The following is a 21,456-nucleotide window of genomic DNA, read 5'->3' as shown; positions in this document are numbered from 1 at the left end:
TTTTTCTATATTATTTTCATAAAATTTTTTTATTTTTGATGGCATTGACTCAAAAATATTTTGAGGAATTTTTCTTATATAATCATATTTATGATATAAAACATCATGAGAAAATCCTATATAGGTTGGTTTATCAGCTATAAAATCTGCAATATTTGGAGTAATAATATATGGATTGCTATCTCTAGGTATATTATTAAGAGTTTCGTCTAAGTTTGGATTGGCTATATTAAAAGCATTAAATAGTTGAACGACGCCGTTTAATTGTAGCGGTTTATCGGTAATATAACTGCCATTAAAAATTTTTTCGACTACTCGCATAGTAGTATCAACACTAAACTCATACCAATTTAAGTCATTAAATTTTCGCCCTTCAAAGGAATCATAAAAGGTTTTTATTGATCCCTTTGAAATTTCATCAATGTTTCCCACTGGCTTAGAGCTTCCAGGATTTGCCAAAATAATATTTCCAATATGTGTAAAACTATCTCCAAACTGCAAAATAGTATTTAGTCTATATTTAAGTCCATTAAATTCAAAATATTGTGCATATACTTTCACTTTCCATCTCATCCTTTTACGCCACGACGTTTGGAAACTCAAACACCGTTTTTCCGCTTTTTATTGTGATTATCGCCGCGCCTTTTAGCATCTTGCCTAGCAGCGGGGAGTTTTGGGATTTTGATTTATTTAGGTTTTTGTCGTAGAGATACTCAAAACCCGGATCGATTATCGCGATGTCGGCGAGGTAGCCCTCCGCGATCACGCCTTTGTCTTTTAGTTTTAAAATTTTAGCCGCGTTATAAGACGTCAGAGCCGCCATTTTCTCGTAGTCTATCACGCCGTCTCTAACTAGATCGAGCGTCATAGGCACGAGGGTTTGCAGGCCAAGGATACCGAAAGGCGCCTTGTCGAATTCTAAAAATTTCTCGTCGTTATGGTGCGGGGCGTGGTCGGTCACGATGACGTCGATTAGGCCGCTTTTAAGAGCTTCTCTGATCGCGTCCACGTCTGATCTGGTGCGAAGCGGCGGCGACATTTTAAAGTTCGTATCATATCCTAGCAGCTCGTCCTCGGTGTAGGTAAAGTGGTGCGGCGTCGCCTCGCAGGTCACGTTTATGCCGGCCGCGCGCGCCTGCGCGATGAGCTTTAGCGACCACTCGGAGCTAACGTGCGCGATGTGGATGTGGCCGCCCGTGAGCTTGGCTAGCAGTAGATCGCGCGAGACCATGATCTCTTCTTGCTCGCGCGGCATGCCTTTGATGCCTAGTATCGCCGAGACGCGGCCCTCGTTCATGTGGCCGCCGCGGCATAGCGAGCAGTCCTGGGAGTGGTTGATGACGAAGCTGCCGAAGTGCTTTGAGTATTCAAGCGCGTATCTCATCACGTCGCTACTAGCTACGGGCAGGCCGTCGTCGCTAAACGCCACCGCGCCCGCCTGCGTCATATCGCCCATCTCTACGCACTTTTTGCCGTCCATCTTGCTAGTTATCGCGCCGATAGGCAGCAGGTCGATGAGGCCGCGAGCTTTTGCCTTAGCTACCATATCGCGCGTGACGACGGCGTTGTCGTTTACGGGATTTGTATTTGCCATCGGGCAGCAGGTGGTTACGCCGCCCGCGACAGCAGTCTCCGAGCCCGTGTTTATATCGTCTTTGTACTCAAGGCCGGGATCGCGGAAATGCACGTGCATATCGATAAGTCCGGGCATAACGAGCTTGCCGCTAGCGTCTATTACATTACCCGCCGCAGGCTCGTCAGCCGTGATAAGAGCGATCTTGTCGCCGTCTATGAGGACGTTTGCTTTTTGCGAACCGTCGTGGTTTACGATCGTGCCGTTTTTGATGAGAGTTTTCATTTTGCGCCTTTGTTTTTGATGAGAGTATCTAGGATCGCCATCCTGACGGCGACGCCGTTTTCGACCTGATTTAGCACGTGCGAGTAGCGTGGATCGTCGGCTACGTCGGAGTTTATCTCGACGCCGCGGTTTATCGGGCCCGGATGCAGGATCATGACGCCATCTTTGGCGTATTGCATTTTGGCTTGGGTTAGGCCGAAAAATTTAGAGTATTCGCGCACGGACGGAAATGCGATCTCGTCATCCTGACGCTCGAGCTGGATACGCAGCATGATGATGACGTCCGAGTCCTCGACGGCCTCGCGCATATCGGAGCAAATTTGACAGCCGAAAGCCTCCATACCCGTTAAAAACATCGGCGGACCAAAGAGCTTAACCTTGGCTCCGAGCGTTTTTAGGACGTAGATATTTGAGCGAGCTACGCGGCTGTGAAAGATATCGCCGATGATGGCGACCGTGAGATTTTCTAGGCTGCCGCGATTTTCCAGTATGGTAAAAAGATCAAGCAGCGCTTGGCTAGGGTGTTCGTTTAGGCCGTCGCCCGCGTTTACGACGTGAGCGTCCGTGTTCTGGGCGATAAATTTAGCCGCGCCCGAGCTGTAGTGGCGCACGACTACGACGTCCGTTTTCATCGCGACGATGTTGTGGACGGTGTCGATGAGCGTTTCGCCCTTTTTGGTGCTGGAGTTTGAAGCGGTGAAATTTATAGCGTCGGCTCCGAGGCGCTTAGCCGCGATCTCAAAGCTCGTCCGCGTCCTGGTCGAGTTTTCGAAAAAGGCGTTTATGGTCGTTTTGCCGTAGAGCGACTTGGCTTTTTTGGTCTCGGAGTTGTTTAGCGCCTTAAACTCCTTGGCTAAATTTAGGAAATGGTAAATTTCGTCTTTGGTTAAATTTGCAGCGGTTACGAGGTCTTTTTTGGTATAGCTCATCCGTTTTTTCCTTAGTAAAGATAGAGTTAAATCAAAAAAGCGATATTACCCCGTTTTTACTTAAGGTTTAATTTTGCAGCTTGCTAAACTCCGCGCCCAGACGCTGCCTGATCTCGTCGCCCGCGCGCTCGCCGTCTTTGAAATTTTCCGTGACGAGATCGTCTAGGCGGCTAAGCACCTCAAAGAGCTCGCTCTCCCATTTATCGGGGTTCCTAGCGGTGTTCATCGTCTCGATAAATGTTAGCTTCTTGCTCATCTCGCTTAGGCTTTCTAAAAATTTTTCTTTAAGATCCTCGTTTTTTAGGGCGTCGTCGTAGAGCGCTTTCATCTTTAACTCTCTTAGCTCGCCGTTAATGATCTCGCAAAAATCCTTGTACTTTTGCACCGAAATTTGACGCGCGGCCTCGGGGGAGTTGTTTGCTAAAGTGCCGTCCTCGTCGATCTTTCTGGTTAGCTTTTGTATCTGCGCGTAGAGCACGAGAGCGGCTATGACGCAGATGACGGCGTAAAATGCGATGGATGACATTGCTTTTCCTTTTTTGATTTAAATTTGCGGTTATACTGAAATTTTGCTTTTTTTACTATAAATTGCGCTAAAGCTAACCACCGCCAGCGCGCTCCAGATCAGCAAAAACGATAGCGCCTTAAGCGCGCTAACTTGCTCGCCGTAGTAAAAAACGGCAAGCAAAAGCTGCATCGAAGGCGAGATATACTGCAAATAGCCGATCGTGCTTAAATTTAGCCTAGTGGCTGCCGAGTTAAAAAGCAAAAGCGGCACGACGGTCGCAGGCCCGCAAAGCGCGATTAAAAGCCCAAACCATGAAAAGCTAAAGTGATTTTGCCCGCTAGCGGCGACGAAAAATAGCGCGACGAGCGCGATAGGAGCTATGAGCGCGGTCTCGACGAAAAGTCCCTCTAAAGAAGGCACGCTAAGTCGCTTTCTAATGAGCGAATAAAATCCAAACGTGATAGGCAAAATAATAGAGATTATAGGTAGGCCGCCCGCGTCGTAAATTTGCACTCCGATAGCCACAAAGACGATGCCGACGGCAAATTTTCCCGCATGCGATAGCTTTTCTTTTAAAATCAGCACGCCAAGGAGCATGTTTATTAGCGGATTGATAAAATAACCAAGACTAGTTTCCACGATCTTGCCGATATTTACGGCGTAGACGTAGATCCACCAATTTGCGGCGATTAGAAGCCCCGTGACAAACAGCCAAAACGTAGTTTTTTTGTCGCTTAAAATTTTCTTTGCGGCGCCTAGTTTGCGGCTAAATTTAAGCAGTAAAAACAAAAGCAGCACCGACCAAACGATGCGGTGAGCGACGATCTCGGTAGCCGAAAGCGCGCCAAGTTGCTTAAAATAAATAGGAAAAACGCCCCAGATAATAAATACCGACAGGCCGTAGATTAAGCCGATTTTGGTTTGATTTTTGTCCTTCATTTTTCCGCTTTTTTGGCGAAATTATATTTATTTGTCGTTAAGCAGAGCTTATGCGGCGAAAAAATGCGAATTTGAAGCTAAAATTTGAAATTTTATCTGTAATAAAATTTCTTTTAGCTAAAATCGGCGTTATTTTTAAGAAAGGTTTAAAGATGTGGAGTAGAGATTCGTGGAGAAAATTTAATATCTTACAGCAGCCAAGCTACCCCGACGAGGTCTTGCTAAAAAAGGCCGAGGATAAGCTAAAAACGATGCCGCCGCTAGTTTTTGCGGGCGAGGCTAGAAATCTAAAGCAAGACCTTGCAAAAGTTTGCAATGGCGAGGCGTTTTTGCTACAAGGGGGCGACTGCGCGGAGAGTTTTTCAAATTTTAACGCCGTAAATATCCGCGATATGTTTAAAGTAATGTTACAAATGGCGATCGTTTTAACCTTTGCTGGACGCTGTCCCGTCGTAAAAGTAGGGCGCGTAGCGGGTCAGTTTGCCAAGCCTAGAAGCTCGGACTACGAGGAGCAAGGCGGCGTAAAGCTACCTAGCTACCGAGGCGACATCATAAACGGCTTTGAATTTAACCAAGACGCCCGCGTGCCCGATCCAAACCGCATGATCGAGGCTTATTATCAAAGCGCATCCACGATGAACCTGCTTCGCGCCTTTTCTCGCGGCGGTCTAGCCGATCTGCACGAGGTAAATCGCTGGAACCTAGGCTTTATCAAAAAGCCCGAGCTTGACGCTAAATACGGCGAGCTAGCTAGGCAGCTGAGCCAAACTCTAGCCTTTATGGGGGCTTGCGGTATAAACGCCTCAAATACGCCCGCGCTTAGCGAAACTAAGGTCTACACCTCGCACGAGGCGCTCTTGCTGCCGTACGAGGAGGCGCTCACTAGAGAGGATAGCCTCACCGGCGACTGGTACGACTGCTCGGCGCATATGCTCTGGATCGGCGAGCGTACTCGCGGCATAAACGACGCTCACGTGCATTTTCTAAGCGGCGTGCACAATCCTCTTGGCGTCAAGATCGGGCCAAACGCTACCGCGCAGGACGTTATAGCGCTCGCAAATGCGCTAAATCCACAAAATGAAGCGGGCAGACTAAACGTAATCATCAGAATGGGCGCGGATAAAATCGGCGAGCGACTGCCTAAAATCCTACGCGATATAAAACGCGAAGGCCTAAATATCGTCTATAGCATCGATCCGATGCACGGCAACACGATAAAAGCCGCAAACGGCTACAAAACGCGCGAATTTGACAAAATTTTAAGCGAAGTTCGGAGCTTTTTTGAAATCCACAAAGCAGAAGGTACGCATGCTGGCGGCGTGCACTTAGAGATGACGGGTCAGGACGTGACCGAGTGCACGGGCGGATCGTTTAAGCTAAACGAAAACGATCTAGCCCACAGGTACGAGACGCAGTGCGATCCCCGCCTAAACGCCGATCAGTCGCTAGAACTAGCGTTTTTAATCGCTGAGTTTTTAAAGAAAATTTAGCTTTAGCGGGCGTAAATTTTGATGAAATTTGCGCCCTTTCATAAATTTGTAAATTTAGCAAGGCTCAAATTTGACTCGTAAATTTATGGAATCTAAACGAGCCAAATTTGCTCTCGCTCGCCTTTTATCTTTAAATTTGACCGCTTTTTGCGCTTTTAGATTAAATTTACCCCAAATTTCGCGAATTTCTTAAAATTTAATCCAATTTTCGCTACATTAATGAAAAATTATCAAAATCGGAGAAATTAATGAGCGATGTTTACGATATTATCGTTATCGGCGGCGGTCCTTGCGGTATCGCGACCGTCGTAGAGGCTAGGGCGAACGGATTAAAAAAAGTCTTGCTTCTCGAAAAAGGCGACAATCACAGTCAAACGATACGTAAATTTTACAAAGACAACAAGCGCGTGGACAAGGAGTACAAAGGTCAAGACAGCACCATCCACGGCATCGTGTCCTTTGAGGACGGCACGAAAGAAAGTACGCTTGATTATTTTGATAAGCTGCTAGACCACGACGAGATAGAAGCAGTTTTTAACTCCGAGGTCGAAAGCGTGAAAAAAAAGGACGATTTGTTTTTCGTGCACACCGCAAAGGGCGACTACAAGGCCAAAAACGTGATGATAAGTATCGGTAAAATGGGGCGTCCAAACAAGCCGGACTATAAAATCCCGCCTTCGCTAAACGGAGTCGTAAATTTTAATCTAAACTCCTGTTCCAGCGGCGAAAAGGTGCTGGTCGTCGGCGGCGGAAATTCGGCAGTAGAGTACGCTATCGAGCTGTGCCAATACAACAAAACCACGCTAGCGTACCGCAAGGACAAATTTAGCCGCGTAAATGACGTAAATTTAGCCGCGCTTTGGGAGCTGGAGAAGGCAAATAAGCTAAAAGTCCGCCTAAATCACGATATCACCGAGATAGAAAACGAATCAGGACGCGTGAGGGCGCACTTTTCAAACGGTAAAATCAGAGTCTACGATAGAGTCGTCTACGCTATCGGCGGCTCGACCCCGGTTGATTTTTTGCAAAAATGCGGAGTAGAGCTTGACGCAGATAAAGATCCTATCGTAAACGAGCACTACGAAAGCAGCGTCTCAGGGCTATATATCGGCGGCGATATAGTGCTAAAAAACGGCGGATCGATAGTGCTAGCGCTAAATCACGCGCATAAGGTAGTTCAAAACATCAAGGAAAAGTAGAGTTGAGAGCGTTAAATTTAGTCTTATTTTTTATCTGCGGTTGCTTGCTTACGCTTGGCGGTTATTATTTGTATTTCGAGTTTTCTAAACAAGGCGGCGACCAAAGCGCAAAACAGCTCGCCGTGCAGGTAATGAACGTCGAGGAACTGCCTAAAGACGAGCTTGCGCAGGCTAAAGACGATAAAAATTTAACCCCGCAAAATCGCATTTTGCCAAATTTGATAGATGAAAAAAATTTGGACGCAAACGATACCGACGCGCCCGTTTTGGGAAATGAGTCCGAGCTAAAAGAACAAATCCGCGTCTTGCGCGCGCAAAACAAGCTCCTATACGATGACAACCTCGATCTAGTCGGTAAAAACCTAGAGATAACAAATCAGCTAAACGAGCAAAAAGCCGAGCTGGAAGCTAGACGAAAGCAAGCTGCAGGCGCTAACGACAAACAGCGCCTAAGCGCGATCGATGAGCTAAATAAAAAACTAGCCAAAGCGCAAGAACAAAACGAAAAAAATAAAAATTTAGAGCAAAATTTAACTTCGCTACGAGCAGAGATAAAAAATCTAAAAGCCCAGCTTGAAAAAAAGCAGAGCGAATTTGACAAATCAAGCGCTAAAACGCAAAACGAAAATCAAAATGCGCTAAAACGACTGGAGGCGCAAAACGACGCGCTAAAAAACGAGGCGCAAACTAGCAAGGCAAAATTTGAAAACGAGCTAAAAGCGGTTGCGGCAGAGGCGGCGAAACTAAAGAACGAAAACGCAAGGCTAATGAGCGAACTGGGGCTAAAAGATAGCGAGATAAAGAGGGTTTCGAGCGAATTTAACGCTCAAATTTTATCCCTACAAAGCTCTAACAAAAATCAAATTTCATCTTTAGAAAAAGAGCTCAATGCGGGTAAAAGAAAAATAACCGAGCTTGAAGCAAGTCTTGAAATCGCAAATAAAAAGGCCGAATCAAAAGATAATCTAAAAGCGGTAAACGACGAGCTGAAAGTGGCAAATAGCGAGCTAAACGCGAAAATAGAAAAACAATCGCAGGACTTTGAAAAAGAATCGCAAAAGCTTTTAGTTCAAATAGACGCGCTGAAAATAGAACTCGAAAATGCTCGTCAAAGCGCGATTAGCGCTCAAAACGACCATCAAGCCAAAATAGACGAGCTAGTAGAGCAATCGGCTAAAAAAGATGAGCTTTTGCAAAAATCAGACGCCAAAATCTCGGAGCTAAACGAATCGCTAATCGCCCAAAAAGAGCTGCTAGCAGACGAGATCGCCGCCGGTAAAAAAAATATCCAAAACTATAAAATTTTAAACAATAAAATCACTGCTCTAGTCGATGAAAATCTAAAATCAAACGAGAGCTTCAAAGAGCAAATAAACGAGCTAACAAACCAAATAGCAAAAAAAGACGAGGAGATAGCGGAGCTAAAAAAGCAAGCGCTAAACGAGGCGCAAAACCTAAATCAAACAAAGGAAAATTTAGCTAAAACCAGCGCGCAAAGAAATCTCGCAAAGGGCGAAGTATCGCAAATAATGGCTAAAAACGAGGAGCTAATGAGCGAAAATGAAAACCTAAAAAAGATAATTCAGCTAAATTTTAGAGCCGAAGTGCCTAAAAAGGTAGTTTTCATCGCCTCCGTCGAGTGTACGGATATGAGCGCGGGCTCGGATAAGCCGACGCAAACGTGCAAAAATAAAGTAAGCGACTTTTTGCAGAGCTATAATTCAAATTATTATTTTGAAATCACGCCGATAGTAAGCCGCGGTAACTTTATCGCCACCTCAAAAGTAGCAAAAACCATCCCTCAAGACGAACTTGAAAAGATCGATTCGTATGCAAATTTCGGTATCGGCAAGGAGCGCGCTAAGGTCGCCGGAGAGCTGATAAAAGACGAATTCGGCGACTTTTCGCGCATATCGTACAGCAACGACATAATAACATCCGAGGATAAGCAGGGCTTTATCATAAAGGTCTATAGATGATAATCACTCAGCCTAAAAACGGCTACCGCTACAACAGCGACACGATGTTTTTGTACGACTTCATCCGTGAGGGCGGAGTGCGCGGCGAGGTGCTAGACGTTGGCTGCGGTAGCGGGGTTTTGGGACTGCTTTTAAAGCGCGATTTTCCTAAAATTTCGCTTAGCTTGCTCGATATTTTAGAAGCTAACGTAAATTTAGCCGCCGCAAACGCTAGCCAAAACGGGCTTGAAGCCGAGTTTATAACGGCTGATCTTGCTAAATTTAAGAGCGAAAAAAGATATGATCTCATCGTCTCAAACCCGCCTTTTTATCACGACGGCGCGAAAAAAAGTGAGAACGAACACCTTCGCACCGCTAGATACAGCGAAAATTTGCCCCTTAGCAAGCTTGTAGGCAGGGCAAATTCGCTCCTAAAGCCGCGCGGAGTTTTTAGCTTTTGTTACGACGCTAAGCGCCTAACTGAAATTTTGTTTTGTTTGAGCGAGTTTAAATTTACGCTTACTAGGCTTTGCTTCGTGCATCCAAAAGCAGACGCCACGGCAAATTTAGCACTCATCGAGGCCAAAAAAAGCTCAAAATCCTTAGCTCAAATTTTGCCTGCGATTTTCGTTTTTGAAGGCGGAGTTTATAGTAAAAAAGCGGCCCAAATTTTTGCCGCGGCAAATACGCAAAGCAAGGACGCGGAGCAGTGAATTTGCTAAGACAAAATGGCTTTAGTTATGAATTTGACGCTAGCAAGTGCGAGCGGTGCGGCGGCAAATGCTGCACGGGAGAAAGCGGCTATATATGGATAAGCTCGGCGGAAATTTCGGCACTAGCGGAACATTTAAAAATAAACGAGGACGAGTTTAGATCGCGATTTTTGGATAAATTCGGATATAAATTTAGCCTCAAAGAAAAACCCTACGAGGGCGGATTTGCGTGCGTATTTTTTGACGAAACGGCAAAAAACTGCTCGGTTTACGACTTTCGCCCAAGCCAGTGCCGCACCTTTCCGTTTTGGGACTATTTTAAGGATAAAATCAATGAATTGGAGAAAGAATGCGCGGGAATAAGGCGATTTTAAAATTTATATTGGCGGCCTTGCTTGTTTGTTTTGCTACCGCCAAAGACGGTTTTGACGAGAATTTATACGTTATCAAAGCGCTTTTAGCGGTAGAAAACGCCAAGCACGACGAGGCGACCGAGCTTTACGAGCAGCTTTACGAAGAAACTAAAAACACGGACTATCTAAAAGAAGCGCTTAGGCTCGCGTTTTTTTCTAAAAACGTAAATTTTAAAAGCATTTTAGCGCTCAGCCAAAAGGTGCTAAAAGACGACGTGGACGTGCTTCGCATACAGGGCGCAAATTTGATGAGCGAAAACAAACTAGACGAAGCCGCAAAGATAATGCAAGAGCTGGTCAAAAAAGAGGACGTTTCTAAAAACCACGTCATGCTCTCTGCCGTCTACTCGATGCAAAACGACAACAAGGCCGCTCTAGGCGAGCTCGAGCGCGCGTACGAGCTAGATAGGAGCGTGGAAAATCTACTGCGAATAGTCGATCTTTTATACAATAAAATGAACGACAAAAAAGAGGCGATCAGGCATCTGGAGAGCTCGCGCCGTATCGACGGCTGCGAGGTCGAGACCGTCTCCGCGCTAGTAGATATCTACGCGCAAGACGGCCGCTACTCAGATATGATCGATGTTTACGAGGGACTTTTTGAAGCAACGAAAGAAAAAATCTATCTCGAAAAGGCTCTTGGCGTCTACGTCTATCAAAAAAACTACGACGGTGCTATCAAATTTTTGCAAAAATACTCCTACAATGACGACGCTTTGATGGATCTTTACGCCGCGACGGGGGATTTTGCTAAGGCTTATAAAAAAGCGCAAGAAGCCTTTGATAAGAGCTTTAATCTCGAATATCAAGCCAAAATGGCGATATATCAATACGAAAGAGACACAAACAAACAAACCAAAAAGATAGATAAAGATAGCCTAAAGCAAGTCATAAATAACTTTGAAAAATCAGCCGTAAAGCTAAATAACGCGCTATATCTAAACTACTACGGCTACCTACTCATCGACCACGATATAGACGCTAAAAAGGGTATAGATCTGGTAAATAGAGCCCTTGAGCTAGAGCCGGGATCTGTGTTTTATCTAGACTCGCTAGCGTGGGGATACTATAAGCTTGGCGAGTGCAAAAAGGCCGACGAGATAATGCAACAAGTCCTGCACGACGAGGAATTTGTAAATTCGCCCGAGGGTAAAGAGCACATAAACGCTATCAAAGGTTGCTTAAAAAAGGGTAAAAAATGATACTAGATCAGATAATTGAACGAACGAAAGAGGACTTGGCGCTGCGAAAATCGCAAACGCCTTTTGAAAAGCTACAAGAGCTCGCAGCCAAAAATCCTCGCGAGATAAAAGACGCGGTAAAAGCGCTAAAAAGTAGCTCAGACGAGCCGTATCGCATCATCGCCGAGGTCAAAAAAGCAAGCCCTAGCAAGGGGCTAATAAGGCAAAATTTCGCGCCCGTAGAGATAGCCAAAGAGTATGAAAAGGGCGGCGCAAACGCCATCTCGGTTTTAACCGAGCCGCATTTTTTTAAAGGAAATTTAGAGTATTTATCCGCTATCAGAAGGGCAAGCTCGCTACCGCTACTTCGCAAGGATTTTATCGTAGACGAGTATCAAATTTTAGAAGCGCTCGTTTACGGGGCTGATTTTATCTTGCTTATCGCAAAGGCTCTTAGCGCGGGCGAGTTAAAGCGGCTGCTTGATTATGCGCGCTCTTTAGGGCTTGAGGCTCTGGTAGAGACGCACGACGAAGAGGACGTAGAAAAGTCAAATTTCGCACGCGCAAAGATAGTCGGAGTAAATCACCGAAATTTAAGCACGTTTGAGATGGATATGAGCCTTTGCGAGAAGCTGTTTTCTAAAATCAAAAACGCAAGCGTCATCGTCGCCGAAAGCGGTATCTACGAGCATTCGCAGCTAAAAGAGCTTCATGCGCAAGGAGCCGACGCGTTTTTGATAGGCGAGCATTTTATGAGGCAAGAGGACTTGGCAAAAGCCGTAAAAACCGTAAAGGAGGGCTAGGATGGATCATATTTGCGCGCCGTGGAGGAGCGAATATTTTAGTAAAAAGGAGCAGGGCTGCGTCTTTTGCAACGTCGTAAATCATCCCGAAAAAGATGCTCATACGGGCGTTTTGTTCCGCGCGAAGCGGTGTTTTGGGATCATGAATCTCTACCCGTATACGCCGGGGCACTTTATGGTGATACCTTACGTGCATACCGATAATATCGAAAGCCTAGACGAGCAGACGTGGTCGGAGATGAGTGTTTACGTGCGCGAGGGTGTGAAAATTTTAAAACGCGAACTAAACGCAGCGGGCGTAAATATCGGGATGAATCTGGGCAAAGCAGGCGGTGCGGGTATCGCAGAGCACGTGCACTATCATCTAGTGCCGCGTTGGAGCGGCGATACGAACTTCATCACTTCCATCGCCGAAGTGCGCGTAAACGGCGTGCCTTTTACTCCGCTTTACGAGAAGCTAAAAGCCGCGTTTGCGGACGTTTGCTTTAATGAGTGGTAAATTTATTTTTACCAAATTATTTTTTGGTAGAATTATCAAAATTAAAAGATATTGAGGCATACGATGAGATTTATTTTGCCGATATTTTTGTCGTTTTCTTTTGTTTTTGCAGATTTTAGCTGTGATGACGCTTTGACCGAAAAGCAGCGATTTTTCTCTCAAAATTTAACATTTTCGGGAGAATTTGAGCCAAACTGCAATGACTCTATCCTGGGGATAAAAGAGGCTCAAATTTTACTCTCGGCCACTCAAAAGATCCGCGCCGAAAGCCTTGCTTGCGTCGGAAATTTGGCGACTAAAAATTTAAACGAGTTTAAATTTAAGATCCTAAAAGCCTCCTATGCGCCAGAAATTTACGCCAAAGAGCTAGAGAGTCCAGACGAATACGAAAAACTCGTATCGCAAAACAGAGCCAGGCTTCGCTACTGGGGACATCAAAGTTTAAGTAACTTCACGGTTTTTAAGGACTTTAACAAAGACTACAACGCCGTACTGGGGCTGCTGGTAAACTACTACAAATCAAATTTCAAAATAGACGAAGGCAGCGCGATTTATTATGCTTCAAAGGTCGCAAACGAGTTTTTAAAATTTGCCGCCGCAACTCTGCAAAACGGCGATATGGACGAATTTGCCAGAAGGGTTAGCGACCCGACTTTTACAAAATACGGCATAAATGAGGCGATATATTCGGGCACCGTTTCGCAAAGCTCGCTACAAAACGCCTTTAACGCCGCGCTTCTTTACGAAAAAAGCGAGGACGTGATAAAGGAATTCTTGCGCGCGGGCGTAAATTTAAACTACGGCTTTGAGAGTCCGCTGTTTTTCGCGCTTAAAAATTTAAATAACGTAAAGCTCCTGGTTTCTAGCGGAGCGGACGTAAACTACGAAAATTTGCTCGGTATCACTCCGCTTTTTAAGGCCGTGCAGCTAAACGACATAAATTTGGTCAAATTTCTGCTCAAAAACGGAGCGCTGGTAAACAAAAGGCTGATAGACGTTAGCACCAAGCTTGCCTATAGCTCAAATTTGAGTGTCCAACTGCCGAGCTTCGTAAAGCTCTGCGACTTTGACGAGGCGTCAAAAAGCGTACTGATGAGCGCGGCGGGGGCGGCTGATGTGGAGATATTGCAGCTTTTGGTAGATAACGGCGCGGACGTGCAGGCGGTTGATGATAACGGACTAAACGCCCTAGACTACGCGATCATCGGCAAAAAGGAGATCAATGCGCAGTATCTAAGGGCGATGGGGCTTGAGTCAAATTTGATCACCGAATAAGGAGAAAATATGAAAGGAACGGCTTTTATCACGGGAGCTACGTCGGGTTTTGGCGAGGCGATAGCTAGGATGCTGAGCCGCGAAGGCTACAAGATCGTAGCGCTCGCTCGCCGCAAGGAAAGGCTCGAGGCCTTGGCTAAGGAGCTTGGAAATACGCATATCATCGTCGCCGACATCCGCGATAAAAAGGCGGTTTTTGACGGCGTGGCAAATTTACCGCAGGAGTTTGGCGACATCGAAGTGCTCGTAAATAACGCAGGCCTAGCGCTGGGGATTGAAGGCGCGGCGGAGACTAGCATCGAGGATTTTGAGACGATGGTTGATACCAACATTAAGGGCTTTTTATACTCGACCAAGGCCGTTTTGCCCCTCATGATCTCGCGAAAGAGCGGCTATATCTTTAATCTAGGCTCGACCGCGGGCGCATGGCCGTATCCGGGCAGTCACGTTTACGGCGCGAGTAAGGCGTTTGTAAAGCAGTTTAGCAGAAACCTGCGCAACGACATCCGCGGCACCGGCATACGCGTGACCGAGATAGCTCCTGGCATCTGCAAGACCGAGTTTAGCGAGGTTCGCTTCGGCGGCGATAAGGCTAAGGCTGACGCGGTTTACGAAGGTGTAGAGTACATCACGGCCGAGGATATCGCGCAGATCGTGCTAAACTGCCTAAATATGCCTCACCGCGTCAATATCAACGTAGTCGAGGCGATGGCGACGCAGCAGACTTGGGCCGGGCTTTTTATCGAGAAAAAGTAGGCTTTTAGCGTTAAATTTACTGATTTTAGGATTAAATTTAGCTGTTTTTGGTCAAATTTAATCCTAAATTTACGCCTGATCTCAAATTTGAGCGGCGGAAGCGAGGCTGCTTTTATATTGCCCCAACCCGCTCAAGCTTGAAACGAAAATCTAAATTTAACCTTCTTTCGTGCAAATGACGCACGGCGCGCTAAATATCAAATTCGACCGATAAATCAAAGCTAAAATTTCTCTCAAAATCTAAACTACGAGCAAATTTAAATTTGCCGCTCGGCGCCGTGCTAAGCAAAATTTACCTAGAAGCTTCATTTTTAACATAAGATTTTAATAAAGGGCTAAAATTTTTGACCGATAAGCGAATTTAAAACAAAAATTTAAGCCGCATTTAGCTAAATTTACGCCTTAAATACTGACCGCCTGCGCGGGCGGAAAATTTGATTAAACCGACGAAAAACAAAAAGGAGTTTTTGATGAAAAAGATTTTATTTTTGTCGCTTTTGCCAATCTTGGCGCTAGCCGTAGATCCAGAAGTAGCGAAAAAAAATGCCGAAATTTTCGGCATCTGGACGCTCATACCGCCCGTGGTGGCGATAGTTTTGGCGTTTATCACCAAAGACGTCGTTTTGTCGCTGTTTATCGGCGTTTTTAGCGGGACGTTTCTCATAAACGTTATGGACTCAAACGTGTTTTATGCTTTTGTTAAAGGGTTTATAAATATCGTACGCCGAGTGGTGGATTCGCTAGCAGATAGCTGGAACGCGGGTATCGTGCTTCAGGTGCTTTGTATCGGCGGCGTAGTCGCGCTCATCACCAAAATGGGCGGAACCAAAGCCGTCGCGCTGTGGCTAAGCAAAAAGGCAAAAACAGGCGTCTCGGCGCAAATTTCAACCTGGGTAATGGGGCTTTTCGTCTTTTTTGATGACTACGCAAACTCCCTCATCGTGGGCCCGATCATGCGACCGATAACTGATAAATTTAAAGTCAGCCGCGAAAAGCTAGCCTTTATCATCGACGCTACGGCTGCGCCGGTTGCCGGGCTGGCGGTCATTTCGACTTGGGTCGGGCTTGAGATATCGCTGATCAAAGACGGCTACGGTCAAATCGGCGTAACGAATATAAATGCGTTTGGCATATTCGTTGAGACGATGCCTTATAGATTTTACAATCTTTTCATGCTATTTTTTATCGTCTGCACCGCATTTATGGGGCGAGAATTTGCAGGTATGCTAAAGGCCGAGCGCAGAGCCAGAGCGGGCGAGCTACACTCGGGAAATACCCGCATAGACGATGTCGAAGACAAAACTCTAGAGCCCAAAGAAAATATCAAACTACAAAGCTCAAACGCCGTAGTGCCGCTTTTGGTGCTGATTTTAGGAGCGTTCGTTAGCTTTTATTTTAGCGGATTTAGCGCACTGGAAACGGATGCGAGCAAGGCGGCTGAGTTTGCGCTAGTGCAGGCCGCTCCGCTTTCGTTTCAGGCGTTTCAGTCTACTTTCGGCGCTGCCGATGCGTCCGTGGCGCTATTTCAGTCGGCTTTACTGGCTACGGTGGTAGCGATATTTATGGCCGTTTATAGGAAAATTTTAACCGTGCGCGAGGCGATAGAGACCTGGGGTAAGGGCTGGAAAACCATGATCACTACGATCATCATCTTGCTTCTTGCGTGGTCGCTTAGCTCGGTTATCAAGGAGCTTGGCACGTCTAGGTATCTAGTCGAACTGCTTTCGCAGTCTACGCCAAAGATCGTCCTTCCGGCGGCTATTTTTATGCTGGGTTCGTTTATCAGCTTTTCTACCGGCACCAGCTACGGGACGATGGGTATCTTGATGCCTCTTGCGATACCGTTAGCTAATGCAGTCGGTATGCACGGCGGACTAGTGGGCGACGCCTTGCACGCGTATATGATAGTTAATATCTCAGCCGTTTTAACGGGCGCGATATTCGGCGATCACTGCTCGCCGATCTCAGATACTACGATACTTTCGTCCATGGGCGCGGGATGTAACCACATCGACCACGTCCAGACTCAGATGCCTTATGCACTTACGGTTTGCGCGATCAGTATTTTTGTGGGATATTTCCCTGTCGCGCTTGGCCTAAGCGTCTGGATAGTGCTGCCGTTTGGGCTTTTGATTACGGCTTTGGTTGTTAGATTTGTCGGGCAGAGGGTTTAAATTTGCCCGGTAAATTTTGTAAATTTTTAGGAGAGTGCGGCAGCTGCACTCTTGATATGCCTTACGAGGAACAGGTTAAATTTAAAACCGAGTTTATAAGGTGCGAGTTTGCGCCGTTTTACCGCGGCGAATTTGAGTTTTTCGCCTCGCAGAGTGCCGCTTACCGCACTAGAGCGGAGTTTGGAGTCTGGCGCGACGGCGAGGAGCTAAGGTACACGATGCACGGCGCCAAAACTAGGCGCGTCATGATAGACGAGTGTCCAAAAGTAGCCGCTCCTATCGCAAATTTGATGCCGCGTTTACTTGAAGCGCTTGCGAAAAATCAAATTTTAAAAGAGAGGCTCTTTGGCGCCGAGTTTATCTCGTGTGCGAGCGGGATACTAGCGACGCTGCTCTATCATAAGCGTCTAGGCGAAGCCGAGCAGGGCGAGATAGAGAGCCTAGCGCGCGAGCTTGCCGGTCACCGCGTGACGATAGCCGCGAGGGCAAAAGGGCAAAAGCTGCTGAGTAGCGAGCTAAATTTACGGGATAGCCTAAATATCGGCGGTAAAATTTACAAATTTACATTCGGCGACGGGGCTTTTATCCAGCCAAACACCGCCGTAAACGAAAAGATGGTCGCATGGGCGAAGGGCTGCGTAGAGTGCGGCGCGGATCTGCTCGAGCTTTACTGCGGGCACGGCAACTTTACCGTTCCGATGTCGGAAAAATTTAAGCACGTTTTGGCAACCGAGATATCCAAAAGCTCAATCGCAAATGCGCTCAAAAACTGCGAACTAAACGGCGTAGATAACATCAAATTTTTGCGAATGAGCGCCGAGGAGCTGATGAGTGCGTTTAGGCGCGAGCGCGAGTTTAACCGCTTAAGAGAGCTTGATATCTTTAGCTACGACTTCTCGCACGTTTTGGTCGATCCGCCGCGCGCGGGACTTGATGATAGCGTGATAAATTTCATCAAAAACTACGAAAATATCATCTATATCTCCTGTTCGCCGCAGAGCCTAAAGCGCGATCTAGCGCAGCTTGCCCTAACGCACGAGGCGGTTAAATTCGCCGTCTTTGATCAGTTTGCAAACACCGCTCATATCGAGTGCGGCATGCTTTTAAGGAGTAAAAATGCTTAGCGAATTAAGGCGAATTTTATCCTCCGCTAAAAATATCGCGGTCGTGGGCCTTAGTCCTAATGAGAGCAAGCCTAGCAACGAGGTAGCAAAATTTCTCATTGAGCGCGGATTTAACGTATTTCCCGTCTATCCAAAATTTGATGAAATTTTAGGGCGTAAGGTTTATAGAAATTTGATGCAAATAGAGGGAGATATCGACATCGCCGTGATGTTTAGAAAGGGCGAGTTTGCTAGCGAGCTAGTAAAGGATGCCGTCAAAAAAGGCGTAAAAACGCTGTGGCTACAGCTGGGGATAACAAACGACGAAGCAGGAGCGGTCGCGAGTGAAAACGGGATAAATTTCGTGCAAGATAAGTGTATAAAAATCGAGCTTCAAAGGCTTGATTAGGCTAAATTTGACGGCGAAGCTTACACTGTAAATTTAGCGGCCCGCGGCAAAAAACAAAAATATAAATAAAAATAAAGAAAACGTAAGCAAAAATACGGTAAATAAACGCGCGAGCAAAAGCGACGAAAAGTAAAATTTAAACAAAAACGAAAGGCTAAAATGATCTCTCTAAATAAAATAATCCAAGCCAAGCGCACGATAAGCGGCTTTGTGTACAAGACGCCGTTTGCCTACAGCGCAAAGCTAAGTCTCGCAAGCGGCGCGCTCATCTACCTAAAAGAGGAAAATCTCCAGCGCACGGGCGCGTATAAGATCCGCGGCGCGTACAATAAAATCGCAAATTTAAGCTCAAACGAGCGTAAAAAAGGCGTAGTCGCAGCAAGTGCGGGCAATCACGCCCAAGGCGTCGCTATTTCAGCGCGCGAGTTTAAAACGCCTGCTACTATCGTGATGCCCGAGTCCACGCCGCTTTTAAAGGTACTAGGCACCAAAGATCTAGGCGCCGAAGTCATCCTAAAGGGCGATAACTTCGACGAGGCCTACGCCTACGCCGTAGAGTACGCCAAGCAGCAGGGCATGAGCTTTATCCATCCGTTTGACGACGAGTACGTGATGGCCGGGCAGGGCACGGTGGGGCTTGAGATGCTTGACGATCTAGCCGAGCTTGAGACTATCATCGTGCCGGTTGGCGGCGGCGGGCTAATAAGCGGCATATCAAGCTGCGTAAAGCAGGTAAATCCAGGCATCCGCGTGGTCGCCGTGAGCGCGAAGGGCGCGCCTGCGATGTTTAATAGCTTTAGCGCTAAAAAAAGCATAAACTCAAAGAGCGTGCGCACGATCGCCGACGGTATCGCGGTTCGCGACGCGAGCGAGACGACGCTGGCAAATATCTTAGAGTGCGTGGACGAGTTCGTGCAGGTCGATGACGAGGAGATCGCAAACGCGATTTTGTTCCTGCTCGAGACGCAAAAGATCGTGGTCGAGGGCGCAGGCGCAGTCGGCGTAGCTAGTATCCTGCACAACAAGGTCAAATTTAAAGCCGGCGAGCGTATCGGCATCGTGCTAAGCGGCGGGAATATCGACGTGCAAATGCTAAACGTCATCATCGAAAAGGGTCTCATCAAATCCCACCGCAAGATGGCGCTACAAATCACGCTGATCGACAAACCGGGCGCGCTCATGAGCCTAACCGATAGCTTAAAGATCGCTAGCGCCAATATCGTAAAAATCGACTACGACCGCTTTTCTACGAGCCTGGAGTACGGCGACGCTAATATCACTATCACGCTCGAAACCAAGGGCAAAGACCACCAAGAGCTCATCAAAAAAGTGCTAAGAGAGCATGATTTTAAATTTATTCAGGTGTTTTAGGCGGTTAAATTTGAGTTCAAATTTGCTTGCTAAATTTGAAGCGAATTTGAGCCGAATTTAAATCCGTATCTAAAAGGTGCGGGTTTTGCTAAATAGAGCCTACTCTAAAAGCTTGCTAAATTTAAATTTACGATCCAAATTTATACCGATATAAAACAACCAAAAGCTCAAATTTAACGATTATTTTAACGAATTTCGCTAAAATCGCCTTTTAAAGGAGCAAAGATGATAGATGTTACGAGCCTTATTTTAGTGATTTTGCTGGCGATTTGCGTATTTATGATTTTTAGATTTAATAAAGCCTTAAAAACCGCGCAAAAGCCCGCGACTACGCAGATTAGTACCGAGATATCGCAACTAAAATCCATCGGCGAGCTATCCGTTTTTCAGGTCTATAGCAAAGAGATCGTGACCAAGACCGACCATGCATTTGGCAACTTCGGCAAGGAGTATTTGCGCTGGCTGGTGAGCGAGAAAAAGCTCTCGATGATATTTGAGTTTGAGATAAATTTTATCTACGACCTAACGAGTCCGCGCCTAGAGATCGTAAACGTCGCGAGTGAGGAGTATCTCATCAAGATGCCGCCTTGCAAATACAAATTTTCGATCGCGAATATGAAATTTTACGACGAGAAAAACGGTAAATTTATCCCGTTTTTGCTGCCTGATTCGCTAAACGGATTTTTCGGTAGTAGCTTTAGCGAAGAGGATAAAAACAGGCTCATCGAGGAGGCGCGCGCCGAGGTCGAAAAGATGTCCGTACGTCTGATAAATCAACTCCAGTCCAAGATCCACAAATCCGCGCGCGATACGCTAGAAGCGATCGCAAAGAGCTTCGGGGCTAGGGCGGTGAGATTTGAGTTTAACGACGAGGGCGAGCAGGTTAGGCTAAATCTGCAAAACGTGGCGTGAGGGCAAGATGGCATTTATAAAAGCGCTTTTGATAGGTAAAGTAAGGCAGTACGGCAGCCCAGCGGCTACGGACGAGCTGGGCAAGGCTTGGCGCTCGGCGATATTTAAAAATGCGCAAACGGGCGAAATCTACGCGAACGAGCTTGGCTTTGAGGGCGACGAGGTGGCCGACACTAAGCATCACGGCGGCGTAAATAAAGCCGTGTTTGCAAATTCTCTAGAAAACTATCCCGCGTGGGAAGCTTATCTTGGGCTTAAAAATTTGCCGTTAGGCGCGATGGGCGAAAATTTGACCCTTAGCGGGCTGGATGAAACTAGCGTGAGCGTGGGCGACGTGCATAAAATCGGCTCATTAGTACTACAAGTAACCCAACCGCGAAAACCGTGCTTTAAGCTCGCAAAACGCTGGGGAAATGCAAATTTAGCCAAAGAGATTTTTGCTACAGGATTAACCGGCTGGTACTACAAAGTGCTTGAAAACGGGTCGTGCAAGGCCGGCTGCGAGATAGAGATCCTGCAAAAAAACGAAAATGCTCTAAGCGTAATGCAGATAAATAAGTTATTTTTTAATCCGAGCGAAAATTTGGATTTGTTGCCTAAATTTAGAGTGCTAGAAGTATTGCCTGCTAGCTGGCAGGACGATATAAACAGACGCTTAAACGGCTCATACAGCACGGCTTTTATGGAAAAACTTTGAAAAAAACGGCAAAAATTTGCCAAAAAGCTTGACAAATAAGGTAAAAATATATATAATTACCTTTCTTTTTTACAGACATTGGGGTATCGCCAAGCGGTAAGGCAATTGGTTTTGGTCCAATCATCCAGAGGTTCGAATCCTCTTACCCCATCCACTCAAATTTCATCGCGGAGTAGAGCAGTGGTAGCTCGTCGGGCTCATAACCCGAAGGTCGGCGGTTCAAGTCCGTCCTCCGCAACCAAATCCCCATTTTATCGGTGTTTGAAGCC

General features: G+C 46.4%; 21 protein-coding genes and 2 tRNA genes. 18 read left to right on the top strand and 5 right to left on the bottom strand.

Going from position 1 to position 21,456, the window contains the following annotated elements; translation table 11 throughout:
• The 5 genes from Q0218_RS07985 to rarD form a co-directional block, all read right to left on the bottom strand.
• Window positions 1-561 (bottom strand): hypothetical protein (locus Q0218_RS07985; protein ID WP_297968445.1); only part of this gene is annotated, 561 nt, incomplete at its 3' end.
• Window positions 562-577: 16 nt separating this feature from the next.
• Window positions 578-1,858 carry a dihydroorotase gene (locus tag Q0218_RS07980; protein ID WP_297968444.1) on the bottom strand — a complete coding sequence of 427 codons (1,281 nt, stop codon included), beginning with the start codon at window positions 1,856-1,858 and terminating at the stop codon, window positions 578-580.
• Window positions 1,855-2,787, bottom strand: a complete 933-nt coding sequence (locus tag Q0218_RS07975; protein ID WP_297968442.1) for an aspartate carbamoyltransferase catalytic subunit — start codon at window positions 2,785-2,787, stop codon at window positions 1,855-1,857. The genes Q0218_RS07980 and Q0218_RS07975 overlap by 4 nt, the downstream gene beginning before the upstream one ends.
• Window positions 2,788-2,854: 67 nt before the next feature.
• The gene (locus Q0218_RS07970; protein WP_297968440.1) at window positions 2,855-3,313 is read right to left on the bottom strand and encodes a hypothetical protein; all 459 of its coding nucleotides are present in this window, start codon (window positions 3,311-3,313) and stop codon (window positions 2,855-2,857) included.
• A 30-nt stretch (window positions 3,314-3,343) separates the two neighbouring features.
• Window positions 3,344-4,234, bottom strand: coding sequence for an EamA family transporter RarD (rarD, locus tag Q0218_RS07965; RefSeq protein ID WP_297968437.1), 891 nt, complete (start codon window positions 4,232-4,234; stop codon window positions 3,344-3,346).
• Between the two features lie 152 nt (window positions 4,235-4,386).
• Between rarD and Q0218_RS07960 the strand changes: the two genes are divergently transcribed.
• The 18 genes from Q0218_RS07960 (at window position 4,387) to Q0218_RS07875 (ending at window position 21,428) form a co-directional block, all read left to right on the top strand.
• Window positions 4,387-5,724, top strand: a complete 1,338-nt coding sequence (locus Q0218_RS07960; RefSeq protein ID WP_297968434.1) for a class II 3-deoxy-7-phosphoheptulonate synthase — start codon at window positions 4,387-4,389, stop codon at window positions 5,722-5,724.
• 248 nt (window positions 5,725-5,972) lie between these two features.
• The gene (locus Q0218_RS07955) at window positions 5,973-6,923 is read left to right on the top strand and encodes an NAD(P)-binding domain-containing protein (protein ID WP_297968431.1); all 951 of its coding nucleotides are present in this window, start codon (window positions 5,973-5,975) and stop codon (window positions 6,921-6,923) included.
• A gap of 2 nt (window positions 6,924-6,925) precedes the next feature.
• Window positions 6,926-8,902 (top strand): vesicular transport factor Uso1p, encoded by a 1,977-nt coding sequence (locus tag Q0218_RS07950; RefSeq protein ID WP_297968429.1) that lies wholly within the window; start codon window positions 6,926-6,928, stop codon window positions 8,900-8,902.
• A complete protein-coding gene (locus tag Q0218_RS07945; RefSeq protein WP_297968428.1) occupies window positions 8,899-9,594 on the top strand; it encodes a methyltransferase in 696 nt (231 codons plus the stop codon). Before Q0218_RS07950 ends, Q0218_RS07945 begins: the two co-directional genes overlap by 4 nt.
• Entirely contained in the window at window positions 9,591-9,968 is a 378-nt protein-coding gene (locus Q0218_RS07940; RefSeq protein ID WP_297968425.1) for a YkgJ family cysteine cluster protein, read from the top strand. The genes Q0218_RS07945 and Q0218_RS07940 overlap by 4 nt, the downstream gene beginning before the upstream one ends.
• Window positions 9,944-11,209, top strand: coding sequence for a hypothetical protein (locus tag Q0218_RS07935; protein ID WP_297968423.1), 1,266 nt, complete (start codon window positions 9,944-9,946; stop codon window positions 11,207-11,209). The genes Q0218_RS07940 and Q0218_RS07935 overlap by 25 nt, the downstream gene beginning before the upstream one ends.
• Window positions 11,206-11,991 carry an indole-3-glycerol phosphate synthase TrpC gene (trpC, locus tag Q0218_RS07930; RefSeq protein WP_297968421.1) on the top strand — a complete coding sequence of 262 codons (786 nt, stop codon included), beginning with the start codon at window positions 11,206-11,208 and terminating at the stop codon, window positions 11,989-11,991. Before Q0218_RS07935 ends, trpC begins: the two co-directional genes overlap by 4 nt.
• A gap of 1 nt (window position 11,992) precedes the next feature.
• The gene (locus Q0218_RS07925; RefSeq protein WP_297968418.1) at window positions 11,993-12,490 is read left to right on the top strand and encodes an HIT domain-containing protein; all 498 of its coding nucleotides are present in this window, start codon (window positions 11,993-11,995) and stop codon (window positions 12,488-12,490) included.
• Window positions 12,491-12,553: 63 nt separating this feature from the next.
• Window positions 12,554-13,765: an ankyrin repeat domain-containing protein gene (locus Q0218_RS07920; protein WP_297968416.1), complete on the top strand. Its 1,212-nt coding sequence runs from the start codon at window positions 12,554-12,556 to the stop codon at window positions 13,763-13,765.
• A 9-nt stretch (window positions 13,766-13,774) separates the two neighbouring features.
• Window positions 13,775-14,521, top strand: a complete 747-nt coding sequence (locus tag Q0218_RS07915) for an SDR family NAD(P)-dependent oxidoreductase (protein ID WP_297968414.1) — start codon at window positions 13,775-13,777, stop codon at window positions 14,519-14,521.
• A gap of 470 nt (window positions 14,522-14,991) precedes the next feature.
• Entirely contained in the window at window positions 14,992-16,695 is a 1,704-nt protein-coding gene (locus tag Q0218_RS07910; RefSeq protein WP_297968413.1) for a Na+/H+ antiporter NhaC family protein, read from the top strand.
• A 2-nt stretch (window positions 16,696-16,697) separates the two neighbouring features.
• Window positions 16,698-17,819 carry a tRNA (uridine(54)-C5)-methyltransferase TrmA gene (gene trmA / locus Q0218_RS07905; protein WP_297968411.1) on the top strand — a complete coding sequence of 374 codons (1,122 nt, stop codon included), beginning with the start codon at window positions 16,698-16,700 and terminating at the stop codon, window positions 17,817-17,819.
• Window positions 17,812-18,207, top strand: a complete 396-nt coding sequence (locus tag Q0218_RS07900) for a CoA-binding protein (RefSeq protein WP_297968410.1) — start codon at window positions 17,812-17,814, stop codon at window positions 18,205-18,207. The genes trmA and Q0218_RS07900 overlap by 8 nt, the downstream gene beginning before the upstream one ends.
• A gap of 159 nt (window positions 18,208-18,366) precedes the next feature.
• Entirely contained in the window at window positions 18,367-19,578 is a 1,212-nt protein-coding gene (ilvA, locus tag Q0218_RS07895; protein ID WP_297968408.1) for a threonine ammonia-lyase, read from the top strand.
• A gap of 225 nt (window positions 19,579-19,803) precedes the next feature.
• Window positions 19,804-20,490, top strand: coding sequence for a DUF4230 domain-containing protein (locus Q0218_RS07890; RefSeq protein WP_297968406.1), 687 nt, complete (start codon window positions 19,804-19,806; stop codon window positions 20,488-20,490).
• A gap of 7 nt (window positions 20,491-20,497) precedes the next feature.
• Window positions 20,498-21,187: an MOSC domain-containing protein gene (locus Q0218_RS07885; protein ID WP_297968404.1), complete on the top strand. Its 690-nt coding sequence runs from the start codon at window positions 20,498-20,500 to the stop codon at window positions 21,185-21,187.
• A 79-nt stretch (window positions 21,188-21,266) separates the two neighbouring features.
• A tRNA-Gln gene (locus tag Q0218_RS07880) sits at window positions 21,267-21,341 on the top strand.
• A 12-nt stretch (window positions 21,342-21,353) separates the two neighbouring features.
• Window positions 21,354-21,428, top strand: a tRNA-Met gene (locus Q0218_RS07875).
• Window positions 21,429-21,456: the final 28 nt, after the last annotated feature.

It is taken from the genome of uncultured Campylobacter sp., from assembly GCF_938039245.1.
Lineage (GTDB): Bacteria > Campylobacterota > Campylobacteria > Campylobacterales > Campylobacteraceae > Campylobacter_A.
This window is presented reverse-complemented; position numbering and strand designations above follow the sequence as displayed.

What these genes read in the sequence shown, in the direction of transcription:
- Q0218_RS07980 (WP_297968444.1), bottom strand. Translation starts at nt 1,858, where the DNA reads ATGAAAACTCTCATCAAAAACGGCACGATCGTAAACCACGACGGTTCG.
- Q0218_RS07975 (WP_297968442.1), bottom strand. Translation starts at nt 2,787, where the DNA reads ATGAGCTATACCAAAAAAGACCTCGTAACCGCTGCAAATTTAACCAAA.
- Q0218_RS07970 (WP_297968440.1), bottom strand. Translation starts at nt 3,313, where the DNA reads ATGTCATCCATCGCATTTTACGCCGTCATCTGCGTCATAGCCGCTCTC.
- rarD (WP_297968437.1), bottom strand. Translation starts at nt 4,234, where the DNA reads ATGAAGGACAAAAATCAAACCAAAATCGGCTTAATCTACGGCCTGTCG.
- Q0218_RS07960 (WP_297968434.1), top strand. Translation starts at nt 4,387, where the DNA reads ATGTGGAGTAGAGATTCGTGGAGAAAATTTAATATCTTACAGCAGCCA.
- Q0218_RS07955 (WP_297968431.1), top strand. Translation starts at nt 5,973, where the DNA reads ATGAGCGATGTTTACGATATTATCGTTATCGGCGGCGGTCCTTGCGGT.
- Q0218_RS07945 (WP_297968428.1), top strand. Translation starts at nt 8,899, where the DNA reads ATGATAATCACTCAGCCTAAAAACGGCTACCGCTACAACAGCGACACG.
- Q0218_RS07935 (WP_297968423.1), top strand. Translation starts at nt 9,944, where the DNA reads ATGCGCGGGAATAAGGCGATTTTAAAATTTATATTGGCGGCCTTGCTT.
- trpC (WP_297968421.1), top strand. Translation starts at nt 11,206, where the DNA reads ATGATACTAGATCAGATAATTGAACGAACGAAAGAGGACTTGGCGCTG.
- Q0218_RS07925 (WP_297968418.1), top strand. Translation starts at nt 11,993, where the DNA reads ATGGATCATATTTGCGCGCCGTGGAGGAGCGAATATTTTAGTAAAAAG.
- Q0218_RS07920 (WP_297968416.1), top strand. Translation starts at nt 12,554, where the DNA reads ATGAGATTTATTTTGCCGATATTTTTGTCGTTTTCTTTTGTTTTTGCA.
- Q0218_RS07915 (WP_297968414.1), top strand. Translation starts at nt 13,775, where the DNA reads ATGAAAGGAACGGCTTTTATCACGGGAGCTACGTCGGGTTTTGGCGAG.
- Q0218_RS07910 (WP_297968413.1), top strand. Translation starts at nt 14,992, where the DNA reads ATGAAAAAGATTTTATTTTTGTCGCTTTTGCCAATCTTGGCGCTAGCC.
- Q0218_RS07900 (WP_297968410.1), top strand. Translation starts at nt 17,812, where the DNA reads ATGCTTAGCGAATTAAGGCGAATTTTATCCTCCGCTAAAAATATCGCG.
- ilvA (WP_297968408.1), top strand. Translation starts at nt 18,367, where the DNA reads ATGATCTCTCTAAATAAAATAATCCAAGCCAAGCGCACGATAAGCGGC.
- Q0218_RS07890 (WP_297968406.1), top strand. Translation starts at nt 19,804, where the DNA reads ATGATAGATGTTACGAGCCTTATTTTAGTGATTTTGCTGGCGATTTGC.
- Q0218_RS07885 (WP_297968404.1), top strand. Translation starts at nt 20,498, where the DNA reads ATGGCATTTATAAAAGCGCTTTTGATAGGTAAAGTAAGGCAGTACGGC.